This window comes from Vibrio limimangrovi (genome assembly GCF_054064025.1).
On record NZ_JBSUGF010000007.1, the window covers coordinates 344,194 to 369,738 of the forward strand.

Annotated in this window: 20 protein-coding genes and 1 pseudogene; 10 read left to right on the forward strand and 11 right to left on the reverse strand. The window is 45.3% G+C overall.

What is annotated here, in order from left to right:
* Positions 1–97: 97 nt before the first annotated feature.
* Positions 98–739: a TetR family transcriptional regulator C-terminal domain-containing protein gene (locus ACWYU8_RS09250; RefSeq protein ID WP_457519136.1), complete on the forward strand. Its 642-nt coding sequence runs from the start codon at positions 98–100 to the stop codon at positions 737–739.
* Positions 740–821: 82 nt separating this feature from the next.
* Here ACWYU8_RS09250 and ACWYU8_RS09255 read toward each other — a convergent pair.
* The 3 genes and pseudogenes from ACWYU8_RS09255 to ACWYU8_RS09265 form a co-directional block, all read right to left on the reverse strand.
* Positions 822–989: pseudogene (locus ACWYU8_RS09255) on the reverse strand (6-phospho-beta-glucosidase); the annotation flags it as partial.
* A gap of 149 nt (positions 990–1,138) precedes the next feature.
* On the reverse strand, positions 1,139–1,786 hold the full coding sequence (locus ACWYU8_RS09260; protein ID WP_457519138.1) for a hypothetical protein: 648 nt from the start codon (positions 1,784–1,786) through the stop codon (positions 1,139–1,141).
* A 129-nt stretch (positions 1,787–1,915) separates the two neighbouring features.
* Positions 1,916–2,815: a LysR family transcriptional regulator gene (locus ACWYU8_RS09265; RefSeq protein WP_457519140.1), complete on the reverse strand. Its 900-nt coding sequence runs from the start codon at positions 2,813–2,815 to the stop codon at positions 1,916–1,918.
* A 146-nt stretch (positions 2,816–2,961) separates the two neighbouring features.
* Here ACWYU8_RS09265 and hutH point away from each other — a divergent pair, with 146 nt between their 5' ends.
* Both hutH and ACWYU8_RS09275 read left to right on the forward strand, forming a co-directional pair.
* On the forward strand, positions 2,962–4,455 hold the full coding sequence (gene hutH, locus ACWYU8_RS09270; RefSeq protein WP_457519142.1) for a histidine ammonia-lyase: 1,494 nt from the start codon (positions 2,962–2,964) through the stop codon (positions 4,453–4,455).
* A gap of 15 nt (positions 4,456–4,470) precedes the next feature.
* Positions 4,471–6,483 (forward strand): urocanate hydratase, encoded by a 2,013-nt coding sequence (locus tag ACWYU8_RS09275; RefSeq protein ID WP_457519144.1) that lies wholly within the window; start codon positions 4,471–4,473, stop codon positions 6,481–6,483.
* 81 nt (positions 6,484–6,564) lie between these two features.
* Here the strand turns inward: ACWYU8_RS09275 and ACWYU8_RS09280 are convergent, their stop codons facing one another.
* The gene (locus ACWYU8_RS09280; RefSeq protein WP_457519146.1) at positions 6,565–7,086 is read right to left on the reverse strand and encodes a DUF2058 domain-containing protein; all 522 of its coding nucleotides are present in this window, start codon (positions 7,084–7,086) and stop codon (positions 6,565–6,567) included.
* A gap of 192 nt (positions 7,087–7,278) precedes the next feature.
* On the reverse strand, positions 7,279–8,283 hold the full coding sequence (locus ACWYU8_RS09285; RefSeq protein ID WP_457519147.1) for a LacI family DNA-binding transcriptional regulator: 1,005 nt from the start codon (positions 8,281–8,283) through the stop codon (positions 7,279–7,281).
* 340 nt (positions 8,284–8,623) lie between these two features.
* Between ACWYU8_RS09285 and hxpB the strand changes: the two genes are divergently transcribed.
* A complete protein-coding gene (gene hxpB / locus ACWYU8_RS09290; protein WP_457519149.1) occupies positions 8,624–9,289 on the forward strand; it encodes a hexitol phosphatase HxpB in 666 nt (221 codons plus the stop codon).
* Positions 9,290–9,514: 225 nt separating this feature from the next.
* On the opposite strand, the gene ACWYU8_RS09295 is transcribed toward hxpB, so the two are convergent.
* Positions 9,515–10,951 (reverse strand): 6-phospho-beta-glucosidase, encoded by a 1,437-nt coding sequence (locus ACWYU8_RS09295; protein WP_457519151.1) that lies wholly within the window; start codon positions 10,949–10,951, stop codon positions 9,515–9,517.
* Positions 10,952–10,963: 12 nt separating this feature from the next.
* Positions 10,964–12,853, reverse strand: a complete 1,890-nt coding sequence (locus ACWYU8_RS09300; protein ID WP_457519152.1) for a beta-glucoside-specific PTS transporter subunit IIABC — start codon at positions 12,851–12,853, stop codon at positions 10,964–10,966.
* 411 nt (positions 12,854–13,264) lie between these two features.
* Between ACWYU8_RS09300 and ACWYU8_RS09305 the strand changes: the two genes are divergently transcribed.
* Positions 13,265–14,707: a glycoside hydrolase family 1 protein gene (locus tag ACWYU8_RS09305; protein WP_457519154.1), complete on the forward strand. Its 1,443-nt coding sequence runs from the start codon at positions 13,265–13,267 to the stop codon at positions 14,705–14,707.
* 54 nt (positions 14,708–14,761) lie between these two features.
* Here ACWYU8_RS09305 and ACWYU8_RS09310 read toward each other — a convergent pair whose 3' ends face one another.
* On the reverse strand, positions 14,762–15,778 hold the full coding sequence (locus tag ACWYU8_RS09310; protein ID WP_457519156.1) for a helix-turn-helix domain-containing protein: 1,017 nt from the start codon (positions 15,776–15,778) through the stop codon (positions 14,762–14,764).
* A gap of 128 nt (positions 15,779–15,906) precedes the next feature.
* On the opposite strand from ACWYU8_RS09310, the gene ACWYU8_RS09315 reads away from it, so the two are divergent.
* Genes ACWYU8_RS09315 through ACWYU8_RS09325 form a run of 3 tightly spaced genes read left to right on the forward strand, consistent with a single transcriptional unit; the run spans position 15,907 to position 18,285 of the window.
* Positions 15,907–16,668: an SDR family NAD(P)-dependent oxidoreductase gene (locus ACWYU8_RS09315; RefSeq protein ID WP_457519158.1), complete on the forward strand. Its 762-nt coding sequence runs from the start codon at positions 15,907–15,909 to the stop codon at positions 16,666–16,668.
* Positions 16,669–16,709: 41 nt separating this feature from the next.
* On the forward strand, positions 16,710–17,222 hold the full coding sequence (locus ACWYU8_RS09320) for a 2,4'-dihydroxyacetophenone dioxygenase family protein (RefSeq protein WP_457519160.1): 513 nt from the start codon (positions 16,710–16,712) through the stop codon (positions 17,220–17,222).
* 4 nt (positions 17,223–17,226) lie between these two features.
* Entirely contained in the window at positions 17,227–18,285 is a 1,059-nt protein-coding gene (locus ACWYU8_RS09325) for a zinc-binding dehydrogenase (protein ID WP_457519162.1), read from the forward strand.
* Positions 18,286–18,353: 68 nt separating this feature from the next.
* Here ACWYU8_RS09325 and ACWYU8_RS09330 read toward each other — a convergent pair whose 3' ends face one another.
* A complete protein-coding gene (locus ACWYU8_RS09330; protein ID WP_457519164.1) occupies positions 18,354–19,265 on the reverse strand; it encodes a LysR family transcriptional regulator in 912 nt (303 codons plus the stop codon).
* 224 nt (positions 19,266–19,489) lie between these two features.
* Here ACWYU8_RS09330 and ACWYU8_RS09335 point away from each other — a divergent pair, with 224 nt between their 5' ends.
* Positions 19,490–22,369 carry an MGH1-like glycoside hydrolase domain-containing protein gene (locus ACWYU8_RS09335; protein WP_457519166.1) on the forward strand — a complete coding sequence of 960 codons (2,880 nt, stop codon included), beginning with the start codon at positions 19,490–19,492 and terminating at the stop codon, positions 22,367–22,369.
* A gap of 85 nt (positions 22,370–22,454) precedes the next feature.
* On the opposite strand, the gene ACWYU8_RS09340 is transcribed toward ACWYU8_RS09335, so the two are convergent.
* Positions 22,455–23,957 (reverse strand): DEAD/DEAH box helicase, encoded by a 1,503-nt coding sequence (locus ACWYU8_RS09340; RefSeq protein WP_457519168.1) that lies wholly within the window; start codon positions 23,955–23,957, stop codon positions 22,455–22,457.
* Between the two features lie 219 nt (positions 23,958–24,176).
* Between ACWYU8_RS09340 and ACWYU8_RS09345 the strand changes: the two genes are divergently transcribed.
* Complete coding sequence (locus ACWYU8_RS09345) at positions 24,177–24,605, forward strand: VOC family protein (RefSeq protein ID WP_457519169.1); 429 nt, start codon at positions 24,177–24,179, stop codon at positions 24,603–24,605.
* 47 nt (positions 24,606–24,652) lie between these two features.
* Here the strand turns inward: ACWYU8_RS09345 and ACWYU8_RS09350 are convergent, their stop codons facing one another.
* Complete coding sequence (locus tag ACWYU8_RS09350; RefSeq protein ID WP_457519172.1) at positions 24,653–25,363, reverse strand: lipoate--protein ligase family protein; 711 nt, start codon at positions 25,361–25,363, stop codon at positions 24,653–24,655.
* Positions 25,364–25,545 lie beyond the last annotated feature (182 nt).

A 25,545-nucleotide genomic window follows, 5' to 3' on the forward strand; every position in this document is an offset into this window, starting at 1 on the left:
TGTAAAGCAGGTCGATGAGTTTTGCCGGACAAATAGTTATCTACTAGGATCGGTATGAGCTGTTTATGGACACAGATTCGAAAGATAAGGAGTCAGCTTGACTGTTGATGCAGGGCCAACCAAACGAGAAAATGTCGGTGAGATAAGGCGACGTAATGAAGAGTTAATATTGCAAGCGGCGGCAGATGAATTTGTTAAGCACGGCTACAAAGGCACATCTATTCAGGCGATTGCAGACAGAGTGAATTTACCTAAAGCGAACCTGCTGTACTACTTCAAGTCAAAAACCGGTATCTATAAGGCATTATTGAAAGACATACTCACGTTATGGAACGATGGCTTTTCAGAACAAGCAGCCATGCTTCCGCCGGAAGTGGTACTGAGAAATTACATTGTCGGTAAGATGCAATACAGCCGCACTCATCCCAAAGAGTCAAAGATCTTCGCACAAGAGATCATCCAAGGCGCGCCAATTATCGCTGACTCAATTCAGTTCCCAATGGTAAGCTGGGCAGCAGGCAAAGCCACTATTATTCAATCCTGGATTGATCAGGGGCTGATTCGTCCAGTTGAGCCTTTACACCTGTTGTTTCTGATTTGGGGGGCGACTCAGTTTTATGCCGACTTCGATACAGAAATCAGATTGATTAAAGGCGGCCCTTTGTCGACGCAAGAGTTTGAAAAAGCTCAGGAGTTTGTGGTTGATATGGTGTTAAGAGGCTTGAGCGTGAAGGGGTGAGTTTCAGTATCTCATTGCTTAAATAGCCTCTGTGTTTAGCAGTGGCTATTTCGCATGGAATGACTAATCAAGCGTCAAACATTCAGCGAAATTGAGGCATATAGTCAAGGTTCTCTTTCACTGTTTCTTGCAATGCTTCATCCAGTACCGTTCCCGTGTCAACGATAGGGTTCAATATCAGGCCACGTTTAGTCGCAACTAGGTTACCTGTGACTGCAGCTTAAGCGGTAAGAGATTCAAACTCTTTCATCCCAATTACATCATATCCAGATAGCTTACTTCGAACCCATTCAGCGGTATCAGTCGGAGTGACAGTCTGAACTAAAGCCTGTACCTTCTAGGTATATGTCGTCAATACTATAGCCACTTTGTGTCGGCGGGAGCGTTTTACGCCACTATTCACTCTACCATTTCTCTTAGTTGATCGAGCTGTGGTTGGGGGGCTTTCCAACTGAATTCGTACGCGATTTTTTTCAGAACCGCTGCTTTTGTATTTTCGTCATGCATATTTGCTATGTTTTTCTGTAGCAGCTTTTTAATTTCATAAACTTGATGAAAAGAGGGATACTCCTCTTCGGCCAAATCGAGGTATTTAATGGCATTTGCAAAATCTCCATTCACTAAAGCGTTGAAGGCCCTTGCCTCGTATTCAATTGCCGCTTGATATTTCTGGACGGTGGTGATGGTTGCGATGCCAATTTTCCCTGCACTACTTACATTCTCTTCTGTTGAACTCTCGAGGCCTCTAAACAGCTGCTCGGTTTCGGATTGATCGAGAACCAAAGCAATCAGGTTGGTTGTGAGGACAACATGCTTTTCATCTTCAACAAGCAAATCAGGCATGAGTTTATTGATAAACTCATACCGCGATGTATTCTCTTTTGATTTCTCTAGCTCGTAGGTCTTTTGCTTTAGATCTGCTTCCACCTTTTTGATATAGGTGTCAACTTCTTGCATTTCAGCATTTAGTTTGAGATTAATGATACTGAGAATAATGGTGATGATTGACGAGCATACGCCAATCCAAACCGTAATTTTATCTGACATGATAACTAAGATCTCGCTAACCAAATTGCCTCAATTATAGTAATAAATATGTAATTTTGTGCATATGGTTTGCAGGAATGGACATATTCGTAACCCCTAATAGCTTTTTAGTCTATCTATATCTGAATATCAGTTAGCTCCGTGGCAGCGTTTAATCTCTTTAAGCAGAGCGTTGGAGAGTGGTGAGGCCGAATTGTTTTTGGACGTGATCAGCATGACCGGGATTTGGTACGTATATTTTTCGGGCAAGATAGGCTTAATCAGTCCTTTGTCGACCCAATAGCTGGCGTAGTGTTCGGGCAGGTAGCCGATAAATGCCCCCGATAAAATTAAGTGGGCAATCCCCTCATCGTGATAGGCGATGGCGCTGTTTTGGTAATTCAGAGCGTCGTTGCGGGTTTCCTTATCTCGCATGTAGTTACTGGTGATCACTTCCGCTTGTTGTAACAGTTTGGTGATTTCCGACGCTTTACAGTCAAACAGCGGGTGGTCTTTACCACAATATAAATAGTTAGTTTCATTATGCAGGGGGTAGTAGTCGAGCCCTCTTAATTGATGGCGACTGACACCGATGCCAACCAGTGATCGGCCATTTGCTACTGATGTTTCTACTTCGCGCGCTTCACATACGTTAATGTCGAACTGTAAGTTATTACTTCGTTTTTTTAATGCGGCGATAACTTGTGCCACACGGCAACGGGGATCATTGACTAACGTGTCAATCATGGCAATCGTTGCTCGGCCAGAGAGTTCGTTTTTGGAACTTGCGACTGTGGCTGCAAAGGCATCACACTGTTGAAGTAGTTCCAGTGATGCCTGATAGGTAACACGCCCTTCCTCTGTTACTTCAAAGCCACTTCGGCCGCGTTTGCATAGCTTAATTCCAAGGCGTAATTCCAAATCGGATAAATGGGAACTAATGGTTGAACGACCTATATTTAAACGGGATTCCGCAGCCGACAAACCACCGCATTCGACGATAGCAACGAATATTCTCAGCATACGTAAATCAACATCTTGAACCTGCATGATCGCCCTCTTTGTGATGTTAAGTCTTTAGTTCGATAAAATCGGAATGAACTACGAATATTATGCTTTTATAAAACATCCAGAGCAAGATAGCATGGGTCATATAAGTAACGTGATAGCAAAATATCGTATGTTAGGAGAACAAAATGACGTTTAGATATGGTGTAGACCGACTAAACCTGGATATTGTAAACGGAATTGCTGATGGCAGTATCAAAGCTGAACTGTGCGAACAAGCACTGGATAAAATCAATGCAAGTCGCCGTAATGTAGACATCATCGCAGCTTCAGACAAAGCGGTTTACGGCATCAATACTGGTTTCGGTCCTCTGTGTGATACTCAAATCTCACCTGAAGAAACGCATCTGCTACAAAAAAACCTCCTTATTACTCATGCGGTTGGTGTTGGTGAGCCAATAGCTAAACCAATCTCAAAACTGATGCTGATCACTAAGGTGCATGCCTTAAGTCAGGGCTATTCAGGTATTCGCCTGGAAGTCGTTCAGCGTATGCTGACCTTCATTGAGCTGGATCTGATCCCTGTTGTGCCGGAGCAAGGCTCAGTTGGCGCATCGGGTGACTTAGCACCACTTTCTCACCTGTTTTTACCGCTGATTGGTGAAGGTGAATTTTGGCAGGGAGATAGCATCATCCCAGCAGCGGAAGCGCTTCGTGAACATGGTTTAGAACCGCTTGAGTTGCACGCGAAAGAAGGCCTGGCGCTAATCAACGGTACTCAATTCATTCTGTCTCATGCGATTACCGCACTAACCAAAATGCGCTATCTGCTTGATTTGGCTGATTTGGCTGGCGCGATGAGTATTGAAGGCATGCAGGGTAGCGGCTCACCATTCCGAGAAGAGCTTCATCTGACCCGTGCATTCGCTGGCAACATTGAAGTCGCCGCTCGAATGAGACGCTTCTTCAAAGACTCAGAAAACATGGCCTCGCATGCGAATTGTGTTCGCGTACAAGACCCATATTCATTGCGCTGTATTCCGCAGGTTCATGGTGCTTCTCGCAATGCCTATAACCACTTAAAAGAACTTGCAGAAATTGAAATGAACTCTGTAACTGATAACCCGATTGTTATCAGTGCCGAAGAAGCGATTTCTGGTGGTAGTTTCCATGGTCAGCCGCTGGCAATGGTATTGGATTACGCTTCAATCGCTGCCGCAGAATTGGGCAACATTTCCGACCGTCGTTGTTACCTGTTGCTTGAAGGACTACACGGTCTGCCGCGTCTTTTGACCTCATCCGGTGGTCTTAACTCGGGCATGATGATTCCGCAATACGCGACTGCAGCACTGGTGACTGAAAACAAATCACTCTGTTTCCCACCGTCGGCCGACAGCGTGCCAACCTCAATGGGTCAGGAAGACCACGTTTCGATGGGCAGCATTTCAGGCAGAAAACTTAACCAGATTTTAGGCAACGTGGAAAAGATCTTCGGCATTGAATTGATGTACGCTGCACAAGCGATAGAGTTTAGACGTCCGAACAAATGTTCAGATCTGATCGAAGAAAACTTCCAGATTATTCGTGAGAAAGTTGCCAAGCTAGAAGAAGATCGCCTGCTTAAGCCAGATATCGACGCGATGATTAAACTCGTTAAAACACAAGCGTTTAATGTTAACTAGAGGGAGCCGCTAAGGATGGAAACCGTATTGAATTTTCAACAACAAATTAAACAAGGGATCCCTAACACACTGCCGGAGCCTAAAGCGTATCCGGCAGGTGTCAACCGTGCTCCGAAGCGCAAAGACATTCTGACTCCTGAAGAAAAGCAGTTGGCTATTCGCAACGCATTGCGTTATTTCCCGAAAGAGTGGCATAAGGAGCTGGCTGCAGAGTTTGCTCTGGAGTTGAAAGATTTCGGTCGTATCTACATGTACCGCTTCAAGCCGAACTACGAGATGAAATCTCGCTCTATTTCAGACTATCCGGCGAAGTGTGAGCAAGCAGCAGCCATCATGCTGATGATCGACAACAACTTAGATCCTGCAGTAGCACAGCATCCTGAAGAACTCATTACTTACGGTGGCAACGGTGCGGTATTCCAGAACTGGGCACAATACCTGCTGACCATGAAATACCTAAGTGAAATGGAAAGTGACCAGACGCTACATTTGTACTCTGGTCATCCTATGGGGCTGTTCCCGTCGTCGGAAGAAGCACCACGTGTAGTTGTAACTAACGGCATGATGATCCCTAACTACTCGAAGCCAGATGATTGGGAAAAATTCAACGCTTTAGGCGTGACTCAATACGGGCAAATGACTGCGGGTTCATTTATGTACATCGGTCCTCAGGGGATCGTACACGGCACAACAATCACGGTAATGAACGCATTCCGTAAGGTGCTGGAAAAAGGTCAAAGTCCGAAAGGTAAGATCTTCCTGACGGCTGGTCTTGGCGGCATGAGTGGTGCACAGCCTAAAGCGGGCAACATCGCGAACTGCATTACTGTCTGCGCAGAAGTGAATCCGAAAGCGGCAATTAAGCGTCATGAGCAAGGTTGGGTGGATGAGCTGGTCGACAACATGGACGCGCTGATTGAGCGAGTTCGTCAAGCTCAGGCCAACGAAGAAGTGGTATCTATCGCCTTTATCGGTAACGTGGTTGATGTATGGGAAGCGTTTTACGAGAAAGAGATCTTCATACACTTAGGCTCTGACCAGACGTCACTACACAACCCTTGGTCAGGCGGTTACTACCCGGTTGACATCAGTTATGAAGAATCAAACCGTCTTATCCGTGAAGAGCCAGAGCTTTTCAAGGTAAAAGTACAAGAGACACTGAAGCGCCATGCTGATGCAGTAAACAAACACACAACTCGCGGCACTTACTTCTTTGACTACGGTAATGCTTTCTTGCTTGAAGCATCTCGCGCCGGTGGCGATGTGATGGCGGAAAACGGCATCGACTTTAAATACCCATCATACGTGCAGGACATTCTTGGTCCTATGTGCTTTGACTACGGTTTTGGTCCATTCCGTTGGGTTTGTACTTCAGGTAAACCAGAAGATCTGGACAGAACCGATGCGATTGCTGCGGAAGTGCTAAGCAAGATCATGGAAGAATCGCCAGAAGAAATTCAGCAGCAGATGCAAGACAACATTACTTGGATCAAAGATGCGAAACAGAACAAACTGGTTGTAGGCTCACAAGCCCGTATTCTTTACGCGGATGCGCAAGGTCGCATGGAAATCGCGAAAGCGTTTAACGATGCGATCAATCGCGGCGAAATCGGTCCTGTGGTACTTGGTCGTGACCACCACGATGTCAGTGGTACTGACTCACCGTTCCGTGAAACGTCGAACATCTATGATGGTAGCCGCTTTACCGCTGACATGGCGATTCACAACGTGATTGGTGACGGTTTCCGTGGTGCAACTTGGGTCTCTATTCACAACGGTGGCGGTGTAGGCTGGGGTGAAGTGATCAACGGCGGTTTTGGTATGTTGCTCGACGGCAGCGAGAGTGCTGAGCGCAGATTGAAGTCCATGCTGTTGTTCGATGTTAACAACGGTATCGCACGTCGTAGCTGGGCACGTAACAAAGAAGCTAATTTTGCGATTCAACGTGAAATGGAAAGAACACCGAAGCTTAAAGTGACGTTAGCGAACCAGGTTGATGACGACATTATCGAAAACTTGTCTTTCTAAGTAACTTGAAAGCAAGATAACAATAGAAAGAAACAAAAAGGCAGCGAATATCGCTGCCTTTCGTTTTTTGGTGTTGGTGAATTACCACATCAGGTCGTCTGGGACGACGAACTCTGCGTATGGATCATCTTCTGCAGGAATATCCGCTTCCGGCTCTTTTTGATCGATAATGACTGATTCGTCGCGTTGTGCGATTTTGTTTGCTACGCCACGAGGGATAACCACATAGCTCTCGCCTACAATCGCAATAGCCAGAATACCTTTGATCAACTGTTCACGAATCAGAGAATCAACGTAAAGCGATTTCACCAGTGTACCGTCTGTGAAGTTGTATTTGATGTCGCCATCTTTCAAATCAACTTTGTTCATTTCGATCAATTGATTAATCTGCGCTTTGATCTCTTTACTTAAACGCTCAGCATTCTGCTGCTTGCTCAACTCTTTATCTCGTTCTAGCTGCGCGCGCTTACTTTCTTCAACGGCCGCTTTGACTTCGCGTGCCTGAACGCGGGATTTTTTGGAGCCTTTTTTCGCTTTTTTTAGTTTTTTCTCGTTAACCAAGCCAGCTTTCAGCATTTGTTCTTGAAGGGTAAGTTTTGCCATGTTTAATCCAGTTAATACGCAATTTTTTGCCATTTTAACTAGTCCTGATCCGCAAGGAAAGGGCAGGAAAGGGAAGTAGAGGAGAATAACCTGTGAAAATACCGGCTTTGGAAGTCAAAACCGGTAATAAATTTGAGTTCTAGCGCCCAGAAACCATGAAGTTTGCTATTGCTTTGTTTTGATTTTACGACTTCAGTTGGCGTTGAGAGTCGATTCTTTTACTTGCAGAGCGCCCTGATATTGAAAGTGTTTCTTATCACTTGTTTGCTCTTTATTTAAGGTAAGCGCTGTGGTGACAGCATCGCGGGTGAGCTCCAAAATCGGTAAAGCGACAGTAGATAGGCGTGGCACTATAAAATCGGCAGTCGGATCGCCATCGATACCGATGACGGAAACCTGTTCTGGTACTTTGATTCCTCGGTCATGCAATGCGCGGATAGCTCCGATGGCCATTGAGTCTGTACATGAAAATATAGCGGTAAAAGGTATGCCGCTGTCGAGCAGTTTGATTGCAGCATCATAACCACTTTTTGGGGTGCTCTCGCCTTTAATAATCAGCGAGTCTACGATTTCTATACCATGCTCTGTCAGAGTTTCTTTGTAAGCTGAAAGACGTTTCTGACCAGTGCTGCTGGCCATTGGCGTGGTAATACAGGCGATTTGCTTATGGCCAATTTCTAACAGGTAATTGGTTGCCAGACGAGCCACTTGCTCTTGGTCAAAACCAAAGCTAAATAACTTTTCATCATCCAAAGCACGGTTGATGACGATAAGCTGGGTTTTCATTTCTTGTTGCATGCTCGAAAGCTGTTGTTCAGATAAATGACGGCTATAAATAAGAATGGCATCACAGTTGTGTGCGTTGAGGGAACGAACTGCGTCCTCTTCCCCTGCTGCACTGTCGCTACTGTTCATTACAAACAACTTCTTGTCTGCTTTTTGCATATCTAATGCAGCTTCAGTCAGTATTGCGCTGAAATAATGGCTTTCAAAATGTGGGAGGATTAATCCAAACGTATTGTAACTGTTTGTTGCTAGTGCACGCGCAAAGGCGTTTGGCTGATAGCCCAGAGATTTCATTGCTGCCAACACCGACTGACGGGTCTGTTCTTTTACATACTCGCTGCCGTTAATAACTCTGGATACGGTTGCTTTCGATACACCTGCGGCTTTGCATACGTCTTTGATTGTCGCCATTTTTTTCTTATTCCCACATATTTTGGAAGGACAGTTTACATCATTTGTTTAGAGGAGAATAATCTGTCGTTTCATTTTAACTGCAAAGCTTGAGTAACTGTGTCTTTACTCACAAAGTCACAATAATTGTTTTCAGAATCAAAAATTCAAGTCCATGCATAGAATCACATTTTTTGGATAAGAGCTAGTCCATAATGTAACCGGTTTCAGGCTGTCTTGTATTCACTTTAAACAGTGAAATAAGCGTGATAGTGCCGATAATACTAACTACCCAGATTTTACCTCTGCACAAAGACAAGCCCGATTTCAATTTTCCATAATTCACAAGCAGGAAACGATTTTGATAGATACAATTATTTTTGACATGGACGGCGTACTTGTTGATTCCGAACCGTTCTGGCGTAAAGCGAAAGTCAATGCTGTGGCCCGCTTTGGTGGTCGAATTACCGAAGAGCTCGCTTACCAGAGTACGGGTCTTCGCATTGATGAAATAGCGAACTACTGGATTCGATACTGTGGCTTAAACCCGAACTGTGCCGTTGATCTTGCGGATGCTATTTTGAGCGAAGTGATTGGACAAATTAAGTCTCACGGTAAATTGCTACCGGGTGTGCAAGAATCTCTGGATTTAGTGGCTCGAACAGGCTTGAAAATCGGACTGGCTTCTTCTTCACCACAAAGGTTAATCGAAGCCGTTCTGGAAACCTTCGGGATCGGTAAATATTTCTCAGTTTACGTTTCAGCGGAACATCTTCCTTATGGAAAACCGCATCCGCAGGTGTATCTGGACGCGGCAATACAACTGGCCACCGAGCCTCATAACTGTGTGGCAATTGAAGATTCCGTCAATGGATTAATCGCAGCTAAAGCAGCAGGGATGACGGCAATTTGTGTTCCTGAACCGGGACAGGAAGCGAATCCACGCTTTGGTATCGCTGATATCAAGTTAACTTCACTTGAAGACTTTTCTTCTTCCAGAGAGGTACTAAAACTTCTTGGCAGGTAAACAAGAAGGTTTCACCATTGTCCGTTGGTGAAGCCGTTTTCTTCCTTGGCAATCTATCTTCACTTCTATCCACAACCATCAAGCCATCTTTACAACGATCTTCTAGCCTTACTACCATTTGTTAATCGCATTTATGGGGTTGTCTTCAGAGCAAAAAAATGCCCCCTGAGTCTGGGACGCAGGGGGACTTTTCAAGGAGCTTGTTTTGATTAACGACAGTGAGTTTTACAGTTTTTCACCGTTACTAGTGATAACGTCTTTGTACCAGTAGAAGCTTTTCTTACGGCTACGTCCCATAGTGCCTGTTCCGTCATCGTGACGATCGACATAAATAAAGCCATACCGTTTACGGTATTCACCAGTGCCGTAGGAGACACAGTCAATACAGCCCCAAGGGGTATAGCCCATCAAATCGACACCATCATAATCGACAGCCTTTTGCATCTCTTCAATGTGAGCTTTGAGGTAGTCGATACGGTAGTCATCGTTGATCTCACCGTTTTCTTCAACTTTATCTATCGCACCAAAGCCATTTTCTACAATGAATAGTGGCTTGTTGTAGCGTTCATACAGCTCACATAGAGAGTAGCGCAGACCTACCGGGTCAATCTGCCAGCCCCATTCAGACGCTTGAACGTAAGGGTTCTTCACGCTGCCGGTAAAGCCGCTCATTGAGCCTTCTGTTGTTTCTTCAGCATCGGCTTTTACCGCTACCGACATGTAGTAGCTAAAGCCGATATAGTCACAAACGCCTTCTTTTAAGATCTCCAGATCGCCTGGTTCCATCTTGATGTTATAGCCTTTACGTTCCCAATCTTTCAGTGTGTATGCTGGGTATTCACCACGCATATGCACGTCACTGAAGAAGAAGCGGTTACGCATTGCTTCTTGAGCCAACATCACGTCTGCTGGCGCGCATGAGTATGGGTAAATTGGCACCCAAGCAACCATACAGCCGATTTGGAAATCAGGATTGATTTCATGGCCCAGTTTTACCACTTTTGCACTGGCAACCATTTCATGGTGAACCACCTGGTACATACACTCTTCAGGATTTTCCTCAACGGTGTAATCCACACCTGAGTTTGAGTAGCCCCATAGCGGCAAATGTAGGTCGCGTTGGTTATTGATCTCGTTAAACGTCATCCAGTATTTCACTTTGTTCTTGTAGCGACGCATGACCGTTTCTGCATAGTGAACAAAGAAATCAACAACTCGACGGTCTTTAAAGCCACCGTACTCTTTTGACAAATGCAGCGGCATTTCAAAGTGAGACAAAGTGATGACTGGCTCAATACCGTGCTTTAATAACTCATCAAACAGATCATCGTAGTACTGTAAGCCCGCTTCATTTGGCACTAACTCGTCCCCGTTAGGGAAAATTCGTGGCCAGTAAATAGACGTACGGAAACACTTAAAGCCCATTTCTGCCAGCAGTGCTACGTCACCTTTGTAGTGGTCGTAGAACGCGGTCGCTTCATGGTTTGGATAGTGGTAACCCTCTAATACACCATCAGTAATTTTACGTTGAGTATTGACGTCACCACCGGATAACACATCAACAATACTCGGACCTTTACCATCTCGGTCCCATCCGCCTTCAACCTGGTGTGCAGCTACTGCGCCGCCCCATAAAAAGTTTTCAGGAAAAACACTACTCATCTTTACTTACCCTTAAGCCATTTGAATTACAGGCTGTCCAATTTCAATTTGTTTGTCGTCCTGATTTTGCTCAATCAGTTTAAATTCGTATTCATCACTGTTCATCACGATAAACGGTGTGGTTGTGTCATAACCTGCATTCGCAATGCTTTGCAGATCAAATTTGATTAGTGGATCACCCGCTTTAACTTCTTGGTCGAGTTCAACCAAACACTCAAAAAACTGGCCTTTAAGTTCTACCGTATCCAAGCCGACGTGAATCAGAACTTCAGCCCCGTTTGCGGATGTCATACCGACTGCATGCTTGGTTTCAATGACGGATGAAATCACAGCATCACATGGCGCGCGCACGATGCCTTCTGTTGGTCTGATTGCAACACCATCACCCAGTAACTTTTGCGAAAAACTTTCGTCGTTTACGGTTTCCAGAGGAATGATCTCTCCTTTTAGCGGGCTAACCAAAGTTGCTGACTTCTTCACAGCAGGCGCTGCGTGAGGCGTTACCGATGATCCATTCTCTTTCTTCTCTTCTACTTCTACAGGGTCTTCAAAGCCAACAAAATAAACCAGAGCGGTAGTTACAACGATAGTGACACCTGTACCTAGCAGCGCACCTGTAAATGAGCTTGGGTTATCCGGGCTAATCGCGTTAACTACGGTTAGAATTCCTGTCAGACCTGCATAAGCATAGTAGTAAGTATGGAAGAGACTCGCGACTGCTGCACCGATTGCGCCACCAATACAGCCACAGATAAATGGTTTTTTAAGTCTTAATGTAACGCCGTAGATTGCAGGTTCTGTAATGCCGAAGAAGCCTGTGATACCTGCAGAGTAAGCCGTTGTTTTCATTCGAGTATTGCGAGACTTTAATGCGACAGCGAAAGCCGCAGCCATTTGTGCAACGACAGCGATACCACAGAATGCCTGAATCGAGTCATAACCGAAGTTTTCGTAGTTCGCCAAGACAATTGGTGTTGTACCCCAATGAACACCAAAGATAACCAATACTTGCCAAATACCACCGATAACAGCAGCAGCGACAACTGGAGCAACGTCATACAGTGTGTTGTAACCAGTAGCAATAATGCTTGCAACAAAGCTGGTCGCAGGGCCAATTAATACCAGCGTCGCAGGTACCATGATGAGCATGCAAAGTAATGGTGTGAACAGTTCACGAACCACATCAGGTAAGATTCGCTTGATATACTTTTCAACATAACTCAGTGCCCAAACCATGAAGATAGCAGGCAGCACAGATCCGGTATAAACGGTTTTAGCCAGCGGTAAACCTAAGAAAGTGATTAATTCGCCATCAGCAATTCTGGCTGCCATTGCTCCCCAAGAAGGGTTGATTAATGCACATGAACACAGAATCGCAATAAGAGGGTTACAGTTAAAATGTTTTGATGCAGTGATGGCGATAAAAATAGGAAGAAACACGAAAGGCGTCCATGACATAAAGTTCAGAACTTCAAATGCCCCTGTGCCTGCCACGCTTGGTGCAAGGTGATGAGTAAAAATCAAAACACCCTGTAAGATACCTGCTGCTGCAAGAATATAAACAAAAGGTGCGAAAATGGATGACATTGAGGCAATAATAGCGTCCAGTAGTCTCACTTTTTCAGAGCCTTCAGACATTAATGATGTATCTACTAATGTTGATATTGCAGAGTATACGTCTTGAACGTGAGTGCCGATCACGACCTGAAATTGGCCGCCACTTATCACAACGGTAATAACGCCTGGCATTTCTTTTATTTTGTCTGCTGCACCTTCAGGTGTCTCTTTTAATACTAAACGCAGACGGGTAGCACAGCGTGAAAATTTACTTACATTTTCTTGTCCGCCAACTTGCGAAAGAATGTCTTTCGCAAGTTGAGCATAATCTCTGACCGCAGCCATATATCCACCTTTCCCTTTATTATATTCGCTTAATACCACGCAATTGGAACCGGTTTCAGAATAGAATGGAAACGGTTTTAACATCAACATCGAAAAAAAACAATGAAGAAATGGATCACAGAAAAAATCGTCAGAAGATAGAAAAACGCTATACAGCTCTCTTTTTGATAGTGAAGGAAACGCTCGGATATGACTGCTTTGTTCGAAAAATAGCCCAGTTGGGGATTAGTTAATTGCCTGCACTCAGTTTTTGATCGCGATCTGCAAACCATGAAAAATTTTCCCTACCATATTTGTAACCGGTTTCATTTTGTGTTGTATTGTATGCGAGTGAATTGTAAAGCCAATCTTTATGGTGGCTGATTTGGAATGAGCTGATATTTTAACTAATTGAATAATGGTGGAAATGTAATGAGTGATAACGTTTTTCCTGAAGGTTTTTTGTGGGGTGGGGCTACAGCAGCAAACCAATTTGAAGGCGCTTGGGACGTGGACGGTAAAGGCCCAAGTACAAGTGATATGTTCAGTGGTGGCACCCATACCGTTGCTCGCCGAATTACTCGCACCATCGAAGAGGGGGTTCATTATCCTTCGCATGAAGCGATCGACTTTTATCACCGATTCAGAGAAGACATCGCACTGTTTGCCGAAATGGGTTTCAAAACATTTCGATTTTCAATTAACTGGACCCGTATTTTTCCGACTGGCATGGAAGCAGAGCCAAATGAAGCAGGTTTGAAGTTCTATGAAGACGTCATTGATGAGCTAAAAAAATACGATATCGAACCGTTAGTAACGATTTCACACTATGAATTGCCGTTCGGTCTGACTCAAGAATACAACGGTTGGGCAGGACGTCAGGTTATTGAATGTTTCACTCGTTATGCGGAAACGTTATTTAAACGTTTTAACGGCAAAGTGAAGTACTGGCTAACCTTCAACGAAATCAATATCGGTACTATCCCTATTGGTAACTATCTTGGTTTGGGTATTTTAAACGAAGGTACGACGGATTTTATCAGTCAGGTGGATAATCCACAGACTCGTTTTCAGGCTCTGCATCACCAGTTCGTTGCAAGTGCAAAAGCGGTAAAACTAGGCCATGAAATCAACCCTGATTTTGAAATTGGTTGTATGCTTGCCTTCATGACCACTTACCCATTCACCTGTAATCCAGAAGATGTCATCCTCGCTCAAGAACACGTTAAAATGCACAACTATTTCTGTGGCGACATTCAGGTTCGTGGTAAATATCCGTACTATGCAAAGCGTTACTTCCAAGAACATGGTGTGGAAATTGAGTTCGCAGAAGGCGACGCTGAAATACTGGCTGAAGGTACCGTTGATTACTACACCTTTAGCTATTACATGTCTAACTGTGTTTCTGCGAATCCAGATAATGAAACTGGCTCTGGTAATCTAATGGGCGGTGTTAAAAACCCATATCTGCAAGCCTCTGACTGGGGATGGCAAATTGACCCAATTGGTCTGCGTTACACACTCAATGAAATCTACGCTCGATACGAGATTCCTTTGATGGTGGTTGAAAATGGTTTGGGGGCGTTCGATAAAGTTGAAGAGGATGGCTCAATCAACGATAGCTACCGTATTGAATATCTGAAATCGCACATAGAACAATTGGGTGAAGCAATCAAAGACGGCGTTGAACTATGGGGTTACACGCCTTGGGGTTGTATTGATCTGGTCAGTGCCTCAACCGGTGAGATGGAAAAACGCTATGGCTTTATTTATGTCGATAAAGACAACAATGGCGAAGGCACATTAGATCGCAAGAAGAAAGCCTCTTTCTATTGGTATAGAAACGTCATTGCGACGAATGGTGCAGAGCTTTAATTTGTACTTCACTCGTTAAAGTAAAAGAAAATAGAAGAGCGTTAATATTAGCTATTAGCGCTCTTTTGCGTTTTCTAAGTGGTGAGCTTTTCTCCACTGACTCGGTGACTTGCCTGTCCATTGTCGAAAATGACGGCTAAAAACAGCAGTCTCTGCATAGCCAAGCTGCAACGCGATATCGGTAATACTTTGTATACTCTCACTGAGGCGATGTTCCGCCACATTTTGTCTTACCTCGCGCAATAACTGGCTATAACTTTTCCCTCGTTCTTTCAGCCGGATTTGTAGCATCCGTGGATGCATATCCAAGGCTCTAGCTACTTGCTCAACACTGCATTCGCCAGTGGGAAGTAAACGCCCGATCATATCAGTGGCTTGATCACTCAAATTGTTCGGATAACGATTTTTAAGATATTTCAGGTGCTCTTGAAAATGCCGGTCTAACGCGTCTTCGTCCTGATGATTTCTGGTATCAAGTAGGCTGCTTTTAAGCATGATACCGTTGAACTTTTCACCAAAGCGTATTCTGGGAAGTGGTCCAGACTTGCCATCTCTGTTGTCTGCGTTGCCAAATTGAGTCAGGTACAAAGTGAAGCTGTTCATATCGATATTGAGTAAGTTCGCCATAAACCTTGCCAATTGCATGACACTCATTTGCATCAGCTGGGTGGTCACTTGCTCACTGTAAGTATCAATACTCAGGGAGAGTTTCATCCATTCATCTTGCGCTGTCATTGCAAACTTAACACCAGAAGATTGCAAATAGAGATAATCATTGGCACGTAACAAAGCTTCTCTCACGGTTTCGGCGCGAGCAACCAGCATAGGTAAGTCACCTAAGGCGTTGAAACCTTGCCGTTGCGCGAGCAGCACCCCAAACAGAGGTTCCTGACAACGTTTTGCCGCGACTTCCAATAGTTCGGCCAGCTTCGAGTTAGCGATATAAGTATCGGGATCTCGGAACTGAGCAGCCGAAAGCCCTGCCTGCTTCATTATCTCTATAGGATTCTGTCCATGTTCAGAAACTAGACTATCAAATTTGTCTGCAGCACCGCTTCTAACGATATACATATCTCGATTTTGAAATGTTAATGGTTTGTAAATCGCAATATATCAAATTTTATTCGCAAAAGGTCAAGTGAGTGTCAATGAGTTGATCTAAGTTACATTTTGATAACAAAGTGTGGAAGGGAAGCTAAATGGAACTGATAAACAAAACTGCGATCGTCACTGGCGCAGCTGGTGGTATTGGTCAAGCTATCGTTGGAAAACTGCGTGAGCAGGGCGCAAACGTGCTGGCTGTCGATATATCTAAACAGTCGCTCGAAGTTTATCAAGGTGCAGATGTTAACACATTGAAAACCTTCGTTGCTGACGTGACGGAATATCAGCAAGTTGAAGCCATGGTTAATTACGCCGTCGCGCAGTTTGGCAAGCTGGATATCATGATCAACAACGCAGGCATTGGCTTAGCGAAACCATTGCTAGAGCATGATCCGGTCGCGGATTTTGAACCCGTATCTAAAGTGAACCAAAACGGTGTTTACTACGGAATTTTAGCTGCCGGACGTCAGTTCCAGTCTCAAGGCACACCGGGTGTCATCCTGAATACCTCTTCTGTTTACGCACAAATGGCAGCGGAAATGACGTTCACTTACAACGTGAGCAAAGCCGCCGTCGACATGATGACAAAATGTGCAGCTTTGGAGCTGGCACCATTAGGTGTTCGTGTTTGCGCCATCGCACCGGGTCGCGTGGATACACCAATGTTACGCCAATATGAAGCGATTGGCCTTTGGGACCACATCCGCAAAGAGCAGATGCGCGATACCTTTACCCAAACAGAAGAAATCGCAAACGTGGTTGCCTTTTTGGTCAGCGAAAAAGCGAATTGCATCAACGGTTGCACAGTCAGTGCATCAGACGGTTTCGAGAATTTTAAATACCCATTATTGGGCTAAGACGTGGAAGTCTAATTACAACAAAAGCGAGGAAGCAAGTTATGTCATTACCAGAAGTTATTCAGCATCAGGATTTTCTTTTAACTCTAAACACAAATGAAGAGTCAATCATCAAAGATGCACTACCGGGTGTCGACGTTTACCCGCTGTTTCTTGACCCAGAAAACGGCACGTGGGTAATTCGAGCGAAGTTTAAGCCAGGAATTACACTACCTAAGCACTTCCACACGGGTGTGGTGCATTTCTACACGTTAAGCGGTATGTGGCACTACACAGAATACCCAGAGCAAAAGCAAACGGCAGGCAGTTACCTGTATGAACCAGGCGGTTCTATTCATACTTTCCACTGTCCAGAAGAGTCAGGCGGTGCAGACGGTTTCATGGTGATTCAAGGTGCCAACATCAACTTTGACCAAGACGGTAACTTCATGAATATCATGGACGCTGGCTGGATTGAGCAAGTGGTTATCGCAACGGCTAAAGCTCAAGGCATCACTCCACGCTATATCAAGCCAGGAGCAATTGCGTGCCTAAGTGACGAGCTTGGGGAGTAATAGTATGCCTACAATGAACAGTATCGTGATGCGAGATGGCGGCATTCACTTGCAACAGGTTGAAGTGCCGAAGCCAACGGCAGGTCAAGTTCTTGTTCGTAGTTTAGCGTGCGGTATTTGTGGCTCTGATTTACACATTGCGCGTCATACTGATGAAGTATTTGATATTTACCGTAAGCTTGGTGTGATGTCAGAAAGCATGGATGATCACACTGAAGTCATGCTTGGTCATGAATTCTGTGCGGAAGTCGTTGAATATGGTGATGATACACAACAAGCAATTCCAGTGGGTAGCCGCATTACTTCGGTACCGATTCTGCTCAGTCAAAACGGTGTCGGTGTTGGTGTAACGCCGGGTATTCACGGAGCATACTCCGAATACTTCCTGCTTGATGAGGCGCTTCTTTTGCCTGTACCAGAGAATGTTCCATCAGAAGCAGCGGCACTAACTGAGCCACTAGCGGTAGGTCTCCATTCTGTTAACCGCAGTGACATCCAAGCTGATGAAGTTGCACTGGTTGTGGGTTGTGGCCCGATTGGTCTTGCGGTTATCACAGCGCTTCAACAGCGTGGTGTTCGCAATATTCTGGCTGTTGACCTGCAAGAAGATAAACTGGAACTTGCAAAAGCGTTCGGTGCAACACGTGTAGTAAACCCAACCAAGGAAGACGAAGTCGCCGTAGGTGCTGAAGTAGCAACTGGTTCACGCTTGGTTATCTTCGAGTGTGTTGGTAAACACACATTAATTGACGACTTCATTCGCCGTGCACCAGCAGGCGCTCGTATTGTTGTTACTGGTATTCACACTACACCGACGAGCATCAACTACGCTTACGCTACAGTAAAAGAGCTTGATCTGCGTTTCTCATACTACTACCAGCCACAGGAGTTTGAGCAATGTCTTCAAGCTATCGCGGAAGGTAAAGTGCCATGGCAGAAAATGCTGACTGCTAAAGTGGGCATGGATGGCGTTGAAAGTGCATTTAAGCAGCTAATGACACCGAACGATCACATCAAGGTTGTTATTGAACCTTGGCGAAATGGCGCATTAGAAGTCGTTTAAAGTAAGTTGATTGCATAAGAGTCTTTACCTTTGTCACGCCCCAACACAGCGTTGTATTGGGGCTTTTTTTATCTGAGTACTTTGGCGCGTTGAGTGATACCAGAAATTAAGTCCAGGTGTGGCTCAGATGTCTCTCGACGATGACGATAAATACCTACCGTTCCGGGTTTAGGCTCGGCAGCCATTCTTAAACATTGCAGTCCAAATGATTCCAGATAGGGCTGCAAATGGCGGGTGTAAGACATGACTGCGACGCTCTCTTTCAGTACATCGATGCTAGCGAGTAGTGAGTCCACTTCATAAGTCGGTCTATCATCTAATTGTTGTCTTTCGCGTTCGTTCTGCTTTGGGATTGGATTATCGATAACATGGGCGAATTTCTTTGCATCATAGGTGACAGAAAGAGCAGGGTACTCATGCAGCATCTCTTCCGTTACCGTTTTTCCCAATAGAGGGTGATCAGGAGAAACGAAATACGCATCCACGGTTTGAAATAAGGGAATAAAAGTGACGTCACACTTCGAAGATAATCCGACAATTTCATGACCGATAAAGAACTCGATTTGCTCGTTGATTAACGAGTCCATTAATCCCAGATGGTTACCAAATTCTACGTGTGTCGAAGCGGACGGTAGTTTGGCTAGATGTTCATTTAGCGCTTGTTTAACAAATAATGACCACCACGCGTCTCCCGTCCCCATTTTTATTTTCCCGACTTGGTACTGTTTTCGTTCTTCAATGCTTTGCATCATTTGGTTGTATTCGTGTTGCATCGCATTACTGTGACGGTACAGGATGCGGCCGTATTTTGTCAGAACCATGCCGTTAGGATGACGTTCGAACAGTGTTACGCCTAGATTCTCTTCTAGTTTCTTCAAATTACTGGTCACAGTCGGTTGGCTGAGCCCTGCTAACCTTGCGGCGGCACTGATGCTTTGACAGCGAGCAATCAGTAAAAATTGCTGTAGAGATTTATCCATTTCTTCTTACCCCTTTTTAAGCGCGGGGTATTTTGCACACTTTCATGGACGAATCACAAACTTGGCATTCAATTTTGTAGGAAAAATCTGAGATTCATAGATCTAAATCACCGTTGGAGGCTAGAGATATAGATGTCATCTATACCTCAGCGTCTGTTACCTATTTTTCTCTTAAGAATGCGTTCCTTAGACTAACGCCCAAAATAACAATCTAAGGAATGAACATGAAACCGAGCTTTATTGCACTTGCTGTCGCGTCTTGTATTGGTCTGGCTGGATGTGGATCTGATTCGTCAGACGTGATGGAGTCTGTCGACAAACCCATTATCTCTTCGGACTTGTATTTACGAGGACTGAACGGGGATTGGGGCACGGCTGACCATGCCAAGCTAAACTATTTGGGTAACAATGAGTACGAAACCGTACTTCGTGTCGCTCGAGGAAGTAATCAGTTCAAGATTGCCGATCCGGGGTGGCAAATCCAATACACCTATTTTGAGGAGCCCGCGGCGTTTGATGAAGCTCAGGATTACTTGCCAAAACCCGATACCAATGACGCGTGTATGAATGATGATTGCAACTCGGAGATTACGTTCGCAGACAAAGGGTATTACAAGTTTTCTGTACGCTTTGCCGATGAAAGTCGTGCGACCATGACAGTGACAAAAGCAACGCAAGAAGAAGCTGAAAAATACTACTCAGATGCCATTCTAGACCCTGCAATGGTGCATGAGGGACATCAAACTACAGAAGTAAAACTGTTTGCTAACTATGATGACTCCAGCGACACCGTCACTTTCTCAGTGAAAGACCCTGGTGCAGAGATGCGTGAGTTTGGTATTTCAACAACCACCGAGCTAAGAGATGCTCTGGATCAGGGCGTGGTTGTTAATGAGCAAGCGGGGCCACGAGTTTTGTCGGGTGATGTGGCGTTCGATGCGCTGTTTGCACTAACGATGAAAGAGCTGGATCAACTTGCGGTTTCACAAATCCAAGATGGTAATTACAACTACAACAACCCAATTGAAGCCGAAGTTTTTGAGACGGGCGCGAAATGGCACTATGTCTGGACGCGAGATCTCGCCTATGCTGCGGATCTTTCTCTTGCTCTTATGAACCCAACTCGCGTTCAAAATGGCTTGAACTTTAAATTGTCTGCTTTCCGCGAAACGACAGAGCAACAGTACGATGGTGAGCAAATTGTACAGGATACTGGTACAGGCGGAAGTTGGCCGATCAGCACGGATAGAACCACTTGGGCACTCGGTGCTGAACGATTACTTTCGGCGCTGGATGGAGAAGAATACAGCCAGTTTGCTGAACGCGCTTACAAAGCGATCAGCAACACGTTAGAGGCCGATCGACTTGCTGCTTTTGACTCTAAATCAGGACTTTACACGGGTGAACAATCCTTCCTTGATTGGCGTGAGCAAACTTACTCGACCTGGACACCAGATGATGTGAATGCCATAGGCAGCAGTAAGGCACTATCAACTAACGTGGTTCATTACCGAGCATTACAGCTCGCGGCGAAACTGGCTGAGGAATACGATTCTACCAATGCGGTGAAATACAGTGAGTGGGCAGAACAGCTGAAAGTCGCCATTAATCAACAGTTCTGGAATGCTGATCGTGGTATGTACGTGAGTTACCTGTTTGACAACGGTAAAGACATTGCAATCGATAAATACGACATGCTGGGTGAGGCTCTTGCGATCATCAGTGGCATCGCGACAGACACACAAGCTAAGCAAATTATGTCGAATTACCCGCACAGTGAGTTTGGTGTACCCGTTTATTTCCCTCAACAACCGGATGTTCCTGTCTATCACAACCGCGCAATCTGGCCTTTTGTGACAGCCTATAGCTTGCGCGCTGCGCATCAAACGCAAAATGTTGCTGCGGCGAACAATGCGATTCAGTCTCTGGTCCGCGGAACGGCAACCAACTTGTCGAACATGGAAAACTTAGAGTGGTTATCGGGCAAGTCTTTCATTATTCACAGTGATCATGGTGAAGATCCGAGTCTTGACGGGCCAGTTATTAACTCTCAGCGTCAGCTGTGGTCTGTGGGGGGGTACCTGAACATGGTGGTGGAAACGATTTTTGGTATCCATACCGAGACGGGTCAGCTTGAAGTAAAACCTTTTATCACAAGCTGGGTACGCAATAATTTACTGTCTCAGTCTGACCAAATCACGTTGGAAAATTTCGAATTCAAAGGGAGAACGTACTCGGTGACGGTTGAACTACCAGAAGTCAGCGAAGACGAGACAGGGTATTACCCAGTTGAAAATGTCACTTTAGAGCAAGATGGACACTACCGCGTTACATTAGGTGGGTTGGTCAATGTTGATAGCGAGATCAACGTTGTGTCGGGCGTTGCTCCCTATGCCAGCGAAGATAGCAGTGTTTATTCACCTCAAGAGCCAACGCTGGTGGTGACGACTTCAGACAATTCCGTCAACATTGATGTAAGCAGCAAGTACAACGTTAACTTATATCGTAATGGCGAGTTGATTCAATCAAATGTTGCTGCTCAATCCTACACAGACGTGCCGCAAGGATTTGCTTGTTACTTGGCAGAAAGTATCAACGAAAAGGGCTTCCGTTCAAACCCAAGTCAGCCTGTTTGTTTGGGTGAAGAGATTCGAGTCAAGCTGGAAGGGGATTATCAGCCTCTAAAAGACGATGTGTCAGTTATCACCGTAAACAAAGACAGCGGCACAGTGAATGGATTGGAGTCATTCACAGCACCATCCAGTGGCACTTACCAATTTGATGCTTGGTATAACAATAATCTGGGCCAGCTCAACACGGGGATCACTAATACGGTGAAGTTGTTAGAGGTGATGGACGATTCAGGTAATGTCGTTGGCCAGGGCTATCTGCAGATGGGACATGTTGGTGAAAACCAAGGCATGCGTTACTCAACTCCGGTTGAAATCGCGCTTGAACAGGGTATGACTTATCAGATTGCGTTGAAGGACCATTTCAATATGAGTTATCTCAAGGCGAATGAAACCTACATCTATGCTGGTGGTATCGAAGGTGAGAAGAACGAAGCACAAATCGCGGATATTCGAATCACGTCTGTGAAATAACTTTTTAGGTTAGATAAAAACAAAGCCGCTGAGATGATCAGCGACTTTGTCGTTTTTAAATCGAACTGACTGGTAGCTTAGTGGCTTAATTCACCGGTTGCGGACGAGCCTGACGACGTTGTCCGGATGGTTTATTGCCTGCTGGTTTTGCATTTGTCGGTTTGCGGTTTCCCGATGGTTTACCAGCATTACCGCTTTTATTTCCGTTTGGCTTGCTGCCATTCGGTTTACTGTTTGCACGACCCTGGCCTTCGCGGTTACCTTTAGGCTTGCCTGTTCCACCTTGGTTTGAGCCACTATTGTTAGCGTTGAAGCGGCGCTTAGGTTTACCGGCACCAGTGGATGCCTTTTTCTCTGTAGGCTGAGCATTATCACCTTCTGCTTTTGGTTTTTTAGGCTTCTTCGGCTTTTTAGCTTTAATCGGACGTGTGTCTAATTTTGACTCCGGAACCACATTCGTTGGCGCGTAGCCTTGCAGTTCCTTACGTGGGAGTAGTTCTTGGATTAGACGCTCAATTGCAAAAAGCTCCGGCGCTTCAAGAGCACAGACCAAAGAGATCGCTTTGCCCACTTCGCCCGCACGACCAGTACGACCGATGCGGTGTACATAGTCTTCAGCAACTTTTGGCAATTCAAAGTTCACCACCTGAGGGAGCTGAGGGATATCAATACCGCGAGCGGCGATGTCGGTCGCAACCAACACTCGAATTTCACCAGATTTAAAATCAGCCAGTGCTTTGGTACGCGCACCCTGGCTTTTGTTGCCGTGGATAGCTGCTGCTGGCAGATCTTGGTCGACCAGGAACTTCGCCAAGCGGTTTGCGCCGTGTTTTGTGCGTGTGAATACCAATACCTGTTTCCAGTCACCGTCTTTAATTAGCTTCACCAGCATCGGTGCTTTCTTCTTAACATCCGATGGGTAAATGCATTGTTCAACAGTTCTTGCTGTAGAGTTTGCCGGGTTAACAGAAATTTCTACAGGGCTGTTCACCAAGCCTTTGGCAAGGTCGCGAATCTCATCAGAGAAAGTTGCTGAGAACAGTAGGTTCTGACGCTGTTTTGGCAGCAAATCAAGGATCTTACGAATGTCGCGGATAAAGCCCATATCTAACATACGGTCCGCTTCGTCCAGCACCAGTACTTCCAGTTGGTCGAACTTAATCGCGTTCTGGTTATAAAGGTCCATTAGACGACCTGGAGTCGCGACCAGCACATCTGCACCCTTACGCAGGCGCAGCATTTGCGGATTGATCTTCACACCACCAAATACCACGGCGCTCGTAAGCGGAAGATGGCGGCCGTACATGAAGACGTTTTCCTGTACCTGAGCGGCAAGCTCACGGGTAGGCGTTAGGATCAGCGCACGAATGTGATTACTACGAACGCGAGGTCCGCTCGACAAACGCTCTAGGATTGGCAGCGTAAAGCCTGCCGTTTTACCTGTGCCAGTCTGTGCTGCTGCCATGACGTCTTTCCCTTCCAATATTGCCGGAATTGCCTGAGCCTGAATTGGAGAAGGAGTATCGTAGCCTTTTTCCTGAATTGCTTTAAGGATTGGAGCAGATAGACCTAACGAGGTAAAACCCATATGTATGATTCTCAATTGTCGAGTTGGATAAAAACGCGTCGAAATTATATTCGGTGCGAAAAGTGCGACATTCTGAGGCTTTTGTACTCTATCTTCAACTAATTCTGCATTTGATCTTCATCTCATTTTGTACACCGGAGTCTAAATTGACCTTTACCTCAACTTAGCTTGAGGTTCTAGAGTGTTTAGTAACCACATGAAAGCGAGAAGGAAAACGAAATGAAAACTTATGTTGAACACGCCAATATCTCTGTTGTAGATGCACAAAAGACCATTGAGTTTTTGATGGCTGCAATCCCGGAGTGGAAAGTACGTGGTGGCGGAAAAGTTGAGAATTGGTTTGGTCGACCTATTGAATGGTTTCACGTTGGCGACGACCATTCCTATATTGCGATATCGTCCGGAGGAAAGGGTGATGCGAATCATTGGACATCGCAATTTACGGGCGTCAAACATGTTGGGGTTGTGGTTCCCAATCTAGAAGCACTCATTGAACGACTACGTAAGGCAGGTTACGAGCTGGACCACCGCGGTGATGAGCACCCTTTCAGAAAGAATGTCTATTATATGGAAGATCACGGCATGCAGTTTGAGTTTATCGAGTACTTCTCTGATATCGTTAGTGAGCGTAATGACTATTCTTACTAACGGGTATGTAGCGTCGGAGCAGAAATCACATCTTGCTCTTTTTTAAGTTAAGCGCGTTTAGCATGTTCCAGAAACGCACTGGTCAGTTGTTGAAATAGGGTGTCGACGGATGGTCTCTCGGAGATGTGTTCGAATAGTGGTGTGTGAACATCACCTCGAATATCATCGCTGTGACCACAAAGTTGATTGCACAGTCGCACTGGCTCAACAATTTTGTCGACATTGGTATCAATCAGAATGCAAGCCTGGGATAAGACGACTTTTCCTCCGCCTTTTTTAAGTAACACACGTTGTGCGGTTCCGACGACTTTTTGCCCTCCAATATTCAAATTATACTCACCATCACAGTACGAGTATGGCGTCGCGTGAACATCGACTTTAACACCCAGTCGTTCGAAGAAAACGGTTAATATGGCACATAAATCCAGATAGGCTTTTTTGATGTCGTACGGCTGACCATCCGGCCAGTGATAGATATAAGAAAGATTAATAATACCGGGTACCTGCGGAACGGGAGCGCCACCGGTTTTGCGTGAGAATAATTTCCAGCCGGATTCGTCCAGCGCATATTTCAGCTCTTCTGATGCTGGCCACTTATTTCCTGCTGGAAGGACGAGGGTTGGACTTTTGACTTGCCACAGTAGCAGCACTTGCGACAGTTGGTTGGATTGAACCTGAGCGACCAGTGCATCTTCTTTATCAAAGACATCAGAGACTTCTGTTGCGATATAGCGGATCAGTTTATTCTTAGTAGCCAAATTTTATCCCTCGATTCTTACCATCACACTTTTTATCGCAGATATTCAGAGATTACTACTTACCGGTTCACTGTTTGAGGTATCTATCTATTTGAGGACAAAGAAACACCACCCTTACGTTCAGAATGTGAGTCGATGAGTCAAAGCAGGCTGGTAGCGCCTGCCTTGTTTTCGAGAGAAGT

Coding starts and splice junctions, on each gene's coding strand:
- ACWYU8_RS09320 (WP_457519160.1), top strand. CDS start 16,710: ATGTCATTACCAGAAGTTATTCAGCATCAGGATTTTCTTTTAACTCTA.
- ACWYU8_RS09315 (WP_457519158.1), top strand. CDS start 15,907: ATGGAACTGATAAACAAAACTGCGATCGTCACTGGCGCAGCTGGTGGT.
- ACWYU8_RS09340 (WP_457519168.1), bottom strand. CDS start 23,957: ATGGGTTTTACCTCGTTAGGTCTATCTGCTCCAATCCTTAAAGCAATT.
- ACWYU8_RS09335 (WP_457519166.1), top strand. CDS start 19,490: ATGAAACCGAGCTTTATTGCACTTGCTGTCGCGTCTTGTATTGGTCTG.
- hutH (WP_457519142.1), top strand. CDS start 2,962: ATGACGTTTAGATATGGTGTAGACCGACTAAACCTGGATATTGTAAAC.
- ACWYU8_RS09345 (WP_457519169.1), top strand. CDS start 24,177: ATGAAAACTTATGTTGAACACGCCAATATCTCTGTTGTAGATGCACAA.
- ACWYU8_RS09260 (WP_457519138.1), bottom strand. CDS start 1,786: ATGTCAGATAAAATTACGGTTTGGATTGGCGTATGCTCGTCAATCATC.
- ACWYU8_RS09280 (WP_457519146.1), bottom strand. CDS start 7,086: ATGGCAAAACTTACCCTTCAAGAACAAATGCTGAAAGCTGGCTTGGTT.
- ACWYU8_RS09285 (WP_457519147.1), bottom strand. CDS start 8,283: ATGGCGACAATCAAAGACGTATGCAAAGCCGCAGGTGTATCGAAAGCA.
- ACWYU8_RS09265 (WP_457519140.1), bottom strand. CDS start 2,815: ATGCAGGTTCAAGATGTTGATTTACGTATGCTGAGAATATTCGTTGCT.
- ACWYU8_RS09310 (WP_457519156.1), bottom strand. CDS start 15,778: ATGTATATCGTTAGAAGCGGTGCTGCAGACAAATTTGATAGTCTAGTT.
- ACWYU8_RS09305 (WP_457519154.1), top strand. CDS start 13,265: ATGAGTGATAACGTTTTTCCTGAAGGTTTTTTGTGGGGTGGGGCTACA.
- ACWYU8_RS09300 (WP_457519152.1), bottom strand. CDS start 12,853: ATGGCTGCGGTCAGAGATTATGCTCAACTTGCGAAAGACATTCTTTCG.
- ACWYU8_RS09295 (WP_457519151.1), bottom strand. CDS start 10,951: ATGAGTAGTGTTTTTCCTGAAAACTTTTTATGGGGCGGCGCAGTAGCT.
- ACWYU8_RS09275 (WP_457519144.1), top strand. CDS start 4,471: ATGGAAACCGTATTGAATTTTCAACAACAAATTAAACAAGGGATCCCT.
- ACWYU8_RS09330 (WP_457519164.1), bottom strand. CDS start 19,265: ATGGATAAATCTCTACAGCAATTTTTACTGATTGCTCGCTGTCAAAGC.
- ACWYU8_RS09325 (WP_457519162.1), top strand. CDS start 17,227: ATGCCTACAATGAACAGTATCGTGATGCGAGATGGCGGCATTCACTTG.